The sequence below is a fragment of the Cupriavidus sp. HPC(L) genome, assembly GCF_000307735.3.
Classification (GTDB): Bacteria; Pseudomonadota; Gammaproteobacteria; order Burkholderiales; family Burkholderiaceae; genus Cupriavidus.
Map to the genome: position 1 here is coordinate 1 of NZ_AMPR02000160.1, position 7222 is coordinate 7222.

8 protein-coding genes and 1 pseudogene are annotated in these 7222 nt (G+C 68.6%); 1 reads left to right on the top strand and 8 read right to left on the bottom strand.

From position 1 onward, the window contains the following. A pseudogene (locus tag B551_RS27335) lies at positions 1 to 113 on the top strand (alpha/beta hydrolase); the annotation flags it as partial. Here B551_RS27335 and B551_RS11105 read toward each other — a convergent pair. The 8 genes from B551_RS11105 to B551_RS26525 form a co-directional block, all read right to left on the bottom strand. After that, positions 110 to 916 (bottom strand): DUF2063 domain-containing protein, encoded by an 807-nt coding sequence (locus B551_RS11105; RefSeq protein ID WP_006577475.1) that lies wholly within the window; start codon positions 914 to 916, stop codon positions 110 to 112. The pseudogene B551_RS27335 and the gene B551_RS11105 sit on opposite strands and share 4 nt — an antisense overlap. Continuing rightward, entirely contained in the window at positions 909 to 1787 is an 879-nt protein-coding gene (locus B551_RS11110) for a DUF692 domain-containing protein (protein WP_006577476.1), read from the bottom strand. The genes B551_RS11105 and B551_RS11110 overlap by 8 nt, the downstream gene beginning before the upstream one ends. Positions 1788 to 1913: 126 nt before the next feature. Then, entirely contained in the window at positions 1914 to 2402 is a 489-nt protein-coding gene (locus B551_RS11115; RefSeq protein ID WP_006577477.1) for a hypothetical protein, read from the bottom strand. A 145-nt stretch (positions 2403 to 2547) separates the two neighbouring features. Continuing rightward, positions 2548 to 3177 (bottom strand): DoxX family protein, encoded by a 630-nt coding sequence (locus B551_RS11120; protein WP_006577478.1) that lies wholly within the window; start codon positions 3175 to 3177, stop codon positions 2548 to 2550. Positions 3178 to 3479: 302 nt separating this feature from the next. Continuing rightward, positions 3480 to 4064 carry a cytochrome P460 family protein gene (locus B551_RS11125; protein WP_006577479.1) on the bottom strand — a complete coding sequence of 195 codons (585 nt, stop codon included), beginning with the start codon at positions 4062 to 4064 and terminating at the stop codon, positions 3480 to 3482. A gap of 15 nt (positions 4065 to 4079) precedes the next feature. Continuing rightward, a complete protein-coding gene (locus B551_RS11130; protein ID WP_006577480.1) occupies positions 4080 to 5132 on the bottom strand; it encodes an alpha/beta fold hydrolase in 1053 nt (350 codons plus the stop codon). Between the two features lie 168 nt (positions 5133 to 5300). After that, the gene (locus B551_RS11135; protein ID WP_157071956.1) at positions 5301 to 6908 is read right to left on the bottom strand and encodes a hypothetical protein; all 1608 of its coding nucleotides are present in this window, start codon (positions 6906 to 6908) and stop codon (positions 5301 to 5303) included. After that, a partial coding sequence (locus B551_RS26525; protein ID WP_172682460.1) for a hypothetical protein occupies positions 6847 to 7222 on the bottom strand: 376 nt, incomplete at its 5' end. The genes B551_RS26525 and B551_RS11135, both read right to left, overlap by 62 nt.

A 7222-nucleotide genomic window follows, 5' to 3' on the forward strand; every position in this document is an offset into this window, starting at 1 on the left:
CGTGGTCGGTCCCGCATCGCGTGCACCCCTGGGCGGGACACGACCTGCCGCACGACGATCCGGATTGGGTCGCACGCGAGGTCGCCGGCTGGATCGGCTTCCAACGAGGCTAGGCATCGCTCCCGGCACCGACCTCCGGGGCGGCCGCAACGAAGCCGTCGGCGTGCATGTCGTCGAGCAGCGCCATGCCCGCGGCAACGAACGACGGCAAGTCCGGCACGCGGCATTGTCGACCGAGTGCTTGCAGCAGGCCGTCGGCGGTCAGCGCGCCGCCCGCCTGCCCGATCTCGTGCAGCAGCTGCCAGGCAAGCGGACTTAGTTCCGAGAATCGCACGTCGTCGTCGGCCGTCCTGCGCACCAGCAGAAAGGTCCCCAGTGCCGGCGGCTGCGACGGCCGATACGCCGGTCCGAGCCGATGCACCGGCCAGCGATACGCCAGGGGCCAGGCCAGCGGGCACAGTTGCAGCGGCCGGTCCAGCGCCGGTGCGCGGGTCGCGGCCGACGGATCCGCCGCGAGCGGTCGCGCGTCGCTGTGGAGCAGCGCCATTTCCACCCACTCGTAATGCGCGAGCTCGGCGAGAAACGGCCGCCGCATCGGCGCTGGCAAGGCTTCGATGTCGAGCGTGTCGACGAAGGCGACGAACTCCTCGGCAATCTCGCCGAAGCGCGGCGTGTGCGAGCGGTGGTCGCGCAGGAAGCGCTCCACCAGCCAGCGCCAATGCTCGGCTCCCAGCAAGGACACCAGTACCGGAAAGGCCCCGCCCAGCAACGACACCAGGTTGCCGGTCACCAGTTCGCGATAGATCCGCACGCGGGCGGGGTCCATGCCCGCCGGCGACGGATGGCGCGACGGATCGCGCAGGTGGCGCGCCAGGTCCATCTGCTGCTGCATCGAAGTGCGGGCGATCTCAGCCATGGGCCATTCTCCTCGCTGCGCCACCGGCGCGGGCCTGCAGTTCGCGGATATATCGCAGCTCGCTGGCCAGCTCGGCATAGTCGGGGAAGTTGAAGTCGCGCTCCAGCACGGTCGGGTGCACGCCGAAGCGGGCATAGGCGTATTCCAGCAACGCCCATACCTCGCTCTTGACCGCGGCGCCATGCGTGTCGATCTTCAAGTCGTCGGCTTCGTCGTAATGACCGGCCACGTGATAGGCGGCTACCCTGCCCGGCTCCAGCGCATCGAGGAAGGCATAGGGATCGAAGCCGTGGTTGATCGCGTTGACATGGACATTGTTGACATCCAGCAGCAAGGCACAGTCGGCCTCGCGCAGCACGGCGTTGGTGAAGGTCGCCTCGTCCATGTCCTGCCGCGGGGCGGCGTAGTACGACACGTTCTCGATCGCCATCGTCCTGCCGAGGATCTGCTGCGCACGGCGAATGCGGGCGGCGACATGTTCGATGGTCTCCGCGGTGAATGGCAGCGGCAGCAGATCGTAGAGATGCGCGTCGTCGGTGCAGTAGCTCAGGTGCTCGCTGTAAAGCGGCACGCGGTGGCCATCGAGAAAGCTGCGGATCTCGTTCAGCAGCTCCTCATCGAGCGGCGCGATGCCGCCGAGCGACAGCGACAGGCCATGGCAGTAAAGCGGATACCGCGCGGCCAGACGGCCCAGCGCCTTGCCATAGGCGCCACCGACGCGCAGCCAGTTCTCGGGAGCGAGCTCGAGGAAATCGAAGTCGCCGGGCGGCGCCTGCTCCAGCTGCGGGATCAGGGCCCTGCGCAGTCCCAGGCCGACGCGGGCGGATGCGGAGCGAGGTGAAAGGACGGAGGAACGGATCGGCACCGACACGGTGAATCTCCTTGGCAATCGATAGAGGGCACGGGGCCGCCGGGACCCCGTTGCCAGGCTTGCGCATCCGCGCCGCACCGGTTCGCGTTCCGGCCCGGCGCGGCGCGGCGCCGCTACATGCGACGACTACTTCTTCAGCTTGGCAAACAGGTTCTTCGGTACCGGCTTGCCGTTGGCCTGGTAGGTGGCGCGCAGATACTCGTAGGCCTCGGCCTCCGAGATATTGCCGTCGTGGCTGGTGTCGATCTTGTCGAACTCCGCGGCACGCGTGGGCGCCACCGCCAGGAACTCGGCGCGCGAGACCAGGCCGTTCTTGTCGGTATCGGTGCGCGAGAACGAGGCATCGCCGCACTTGCCTTCGCCGCATTTACCTTCACCGCACTTGCCTTCGGCTTGCGCACCCTTGGTGGCGCCGCGCGACACGCGCGTCGTTTCGGCACCGCACTTGCCTTCGCCGCATTTGCCCTCGGCGGCCTTGCCGTCGGCCGCGGCGACCAGATAGCCCTGCGCCAGCGGTTGCACGGCGAAGACCGGTCCGTTCAGCAGCACGCTGCCTGCCAGCGCGGCACCAAGCAGGCCGAGCGTCGTCTTGCGGGAGGAATGAGCATGTGACATGGTGGATCTCCTGAATCAATGCACGCGGACGTGCGGGTCTGTGCCACGGGATGTGGCGAACAAAATCGGTTCGATTGGGGTGATGCTGTGAACGGCGGGCTTTGCGTATCGACGCCCCGTATCGATCGGCGGGATGGGGAGACCGTCAGCGCCGGGCCCGGCACAGCACGGCCAGCGCGATGCCGATGGCGATCAGCGCGCCACCGGCCCACGGCAGCAGCAGCGCAATCGGCAGCCCGAGCAGGATCAGCAGGGCGGACCAGACGGCATGGCCGGCATCGATCGTCGCGACGGCCGGCAGCGCTTGACCATGCGTCCACCGGTGCATCAGCAGGCCGTCCAGGCTCAGCGGGCCGGCTCCGCGCAGCAGCAACGGCAGCAACATGACCAGATACAGCAGCGGCAGCTTGAAGTTGCCATAGCCGTTGTCGGTGACGGCGTAGCCCTGCCACAGCTCGGCGAGACTTGCCCACTCCGTCGGCCAATGCACGGCATAGGTGGCGACCACGGTCAGCACGATCAGCGCGTAGGCGACGAACCGCGTGCCCAGGCCCAGCAGCAGTGCGGCGGCGCCCAGCAGTTCGAGCCAGGTCGCCAGCGTCCAGTTGAGATTGGCGCTCAGCAGCGAGAACGGCGGCGGGAACTGCCCGGCAATCTGGTCGAACCAGTTTTCTCCCAGCAGCTTTTCGCGGCCCGATTCGAAGAACTCCCAGGCGAGGATCGCTCGCAGGCCCAGCGGCGCGAGCCAGTGGCCGGCCGCATCGATGCGGGTCATCAGAGGGGTGGGAATAGGCCGGTCTTGCACAGTGCGCTCCTTGAAATGGCGTCGTGGATTCGATGTCGCTATTTCAGGGTGGGTGTGTATCGCCGATGTGTTTGTCGCAGCGCGGGATTGTCACGAAGTTGCATCGCAAGCCGTGCAGATACAGTGCAATACAAAGCGCGGGCCTTCCCTACAGCTCGCGCGCATCCACCCTGGTGCCGTTGCGCTTGCCGAGCTCAAAAAAAAACCGGATCGGCCTGCCAGGCGACAGGTCGATCCGGATCGGGCACCGCAGGACGCAGCCAACGCCGCCGCTATGGCGCGAAGCGCGTGAACACGTAGTCGCGGTCCTTGACGCGGGCCGCATGGCAGGCGAAGCAGGTCTGATGCTGGGCCGCGTCCACCGCCACGCCGTTGGCGAAGCGCCCGAAGCCCCAGCCTCCGGTCGACGCATACCGGCGCGAGTCCTTGACCATCACCTGTACCGTGGTCGGCTGTCCCGGTATCGTCGCGGGTTCGAAATCGGGCGATGGCTTGCGCTTGTAGGCCAGCTTGACCAGCACGGCCCCGTCGGGAAAGCGCTTCGCGGACCGTTCGATCGCCTCCATCGCTTCCGGATTGCCGAGCACCACGCGCAATTCATCGAGCGGAGCCGCCTCCTCGGCCGGCGCGATCAGCTGCCATTTTCGGTAGCCCGGCGGGATCGTCACGCCGTAGATCGGCGATGCAGAGGGCCTGGCGCTCTGCTGCCCGGTGGACGGCTGCGGGGCCGGCTGTTGCCTGGGCACCGTTTCGCTTGCGCCGTGGACCGGTGGCTGCGCCAGTGCATGCTGGCCCAGGGCGGCGCAGGCCAGCAGCGCGAGGCCGGGGATAGCCGCTGCGATTCGGAGTCGTTGCATGCACGTTTCCCCGGCTCAAAGCTTGACAACCTGCAGCACCGCGTCGGCGAACGCGCGCGGCGCTTCCTGCGGCAGGTTGTGGCCGATGCCGCCACCAACGTCCCGATGTTGATATTTGCCGGTGAACATGCCGGCGTACGCGGCGGGCTTCGGATGCGGCGCACCGTTGGCGTCGCCTTCCATCGTGATGGTCGGCACCGAGATCTTCGGCGCGGCCGCCAGGCGCTTCTCCAGCGCATCGAATTGCGGCTCGCCCTGCACCAGGCCGAGGCGCCAGCGGTAGTTGTGGATCACGATGGCGACGTGATCGGGGTTGTCGAACGACTGCGCCGACCGGCGGTACGTCGCGTCATCGAACTTCCACTGCGGCGAGGCCAGTTGCCAGATCAGCCGGTTGAAGCCGTCGAGGTTGGCCGCGTAGCCGGCGGCGCCGCGTTCGGTGGCGAAGTAGAACTGGTACCACCATTGCAGCTCGGCCTCCGGCGGCAAGGGCTTGCGGTTGGCTTCCTGGCTGCCGACCAGATAGCCGCTGACCGACACCAGCCCGAGGCAGCGCTCCGGCCACAGCGCGGCGACGATATCGGCGGTACGGGCGCCCCAGTCGAAGCCGGCGATGATGGCCCTGTCGATCTTCAGCGCATCCATCAGCGCGATGACATCGACCGCGAGCGCGGCCTGCTGGCCGTTGCGCGGCGTGTCGGCCGACAGGAAGCGGGTCGAGCCGTAGCCGCGCAGGTAGGGCATGATCACGCGATAACCGGCCTTCGCCAGCACCGGCGCGACGTCGACGAAGCTGTAGATGTCGTAGGGCCAGCCGTGCAGCAGGATCGCGACCGGGCCGTTGGCCGGACCGGCCTCGGCATAGCCGATGTTCAGCGTGCCGGCGTCGATCTGCCGAATCGCGCCAAGCGAAGCGCTGCCGGGGGACTGGCCCGCAACGGCGGCGGCTTGCCGTGCCGGCCCCGCGTGGGCCACGCTGCCCAGGCCCAGCTCCAGCAGGCCGATACCGGCCAGCGCCGTGGTCGAGCCCAGCAGGCGGCGGCGTTGTGCGTTCACGGTGTTTGACATGGTCGTTTCTCCGATCAGGTGGGTGAGAAACGCCAGTAGACCGCCGCGCGGTATCGGCGACGTGTCCGCAACCGGCCCGCCGCGCATCGCCGTGTATCGCCCCGCTGCGTCGATACACGGCGATACAAACCCGCTGCTTGACGGCGGAATCGTCAGACCGCGCAGGGCTTAGCGCAGGGCCTGGCGGAGGGCGGTGCCATCGCCCGGCGTCGCGCCGGAGAATCCGGCCTCCCGCGCCACCTCGGCATCGACCAGCCCGATGCTGCGGCAAATCTGCTGCGCCTGCTCGCGTACCGCGGACTGTCGCGCCCGCACGCCGGCGATCCCCGCCATCGCGTCGCGCAAGGCCTGCGTGCCGGTGTCGTACAGCGCCTCGCGGATGTCCAGCAGCTTGCGGCACACGGTCCAGGCTCTCAGGCCGGCCCGCTGCAGCGCGTCCCCGAGGCGATGCAGTTGCGGCTCGGTCAGGCGAGCTCCGGCACGCGTCAGCAGTTCGTCCAGGCGGGCCGCGATTTCCGCGGGAAACGCCTCGCGCTCGCGCTGCCGCGCCACGGTGCGCAGGTTGTGTACCAGCGAACCGACCGCGGCATCGATCTGCCCGGCTTCGCTGCCGCGGTCGAGCAGCAGTTCCGTCAGCGTCTTTGCGGCGATCGGTTGCGAGCCGTGCTTGCGTGCGTTGCCGGTGGGACTCGGCGCGGTGTCGGCGGCCTCGTCCGGCCCGGTGTCATGGGACAGGCTCGACCGCGGTGCCTGCCGCGCGATGCCAAGCTGCGCGCAGATCAGGACCAGCGCGGTGTCTCGCTCGCGCAAGCGCAGTGCATCGGCATGCCGCGCCATCACCGCCCCGGTCAGCCTTCCAGCCTCCAACGCCTCGCACAGCGCTGCGGCGGCGTCGACCCATTGCGCCGCCAGGGCGTGCGTGACCGCGGGATCGCCATCGGCCATCTCGAAACGGCACAGCGCCTCGATCGAGCGGCGGAACATGTCGAAGGCGTTGGCGGCATGGCAGCCACCGGCGACAAACTGGCGATCGCGCGGGCGCCGGCTGACCCAGTCGTCACGCAGTCGGGCCAGGTCGAGGACGCCCTTGCCGTCGCGAACCTTTGCCAGCGCGCGGTGCAGCTGCGTCAGCACGTGCCGGATGCCGGCCGGCGGAACGATCCCGTCCGGCTCGAACGCACGCAATGCTTCCCTGGCTTTCGTCTCGATCATGTCCTTCGCCAGGATCGCGTCCGTATCGCCCGCCGCGTGGGCGTTGCCGGCTGCCTGGCACCAGCTCACCATCGCCAGCAGGGTGTCCCTGGAGCAGCCGCGGCAAAATGCCTCGAGCGCGTCCGGCGCCAATGGCGCCAGGCTTTCGACGATCGACTTCGTGGTGTCCCGTTCCGACAACGGCGGTGGCGTGGAAACGTAGGTGATCCGAGGCGACGGGTGGGCGCGGGCCCGTTCCGTACGCGGGCCGCGCCAGAAGAACAACGTGCGAACAAGCCGCGACCAGAGGCTGGTTCGCGGGCTCGGGGTATCCCGCGTCAAGCGTACGGATGCGGCGGCTGCGGGCCGCGGCTTGTACCTGACGCCCAGGCACTGGCCGATGTATCTGAATACGACTGGCAACAACATCCGATCCCCCATACACAACTCCGTTAAAAAAGCTCCGCGCGCGGCATAGGCCGATGCCGCGTCGTTTCCACATGTCCTGGCATTGGGCTTGGGGTCAGGCTCGGACCCAATCGAGCTGCAAGCCGGTGCCGCCGTCAGGCGCGGGGTCGGTTGCAAAGAGTCGCCGGAACAGGTCGGCCGCCGCGGCGGCCTCGGCCGCTTGTCCGGATGCCGGCGGCGCGGCGGCTTCGCGCTTCGCCACGGACTCCGCTTGCGGGGGCATGCGCACGGTCAGCAAGGCAGCCAGACCGTCGTAGGCCGCGACCCAGTCGCGCAGCAGCCGGCGCTGCGCGGCGAGCGCGCTGGCGGCGCGGGAGGTGCCCTCGTCCTGCGGCAGGTTGGCCCGCGCGGAGCGATCCACCATGGTCCGCAATGCGAGCAGCGTTGGGGTCGTGATCCACCGATGCAGACTGGCAATGTCGCTCGGCTTC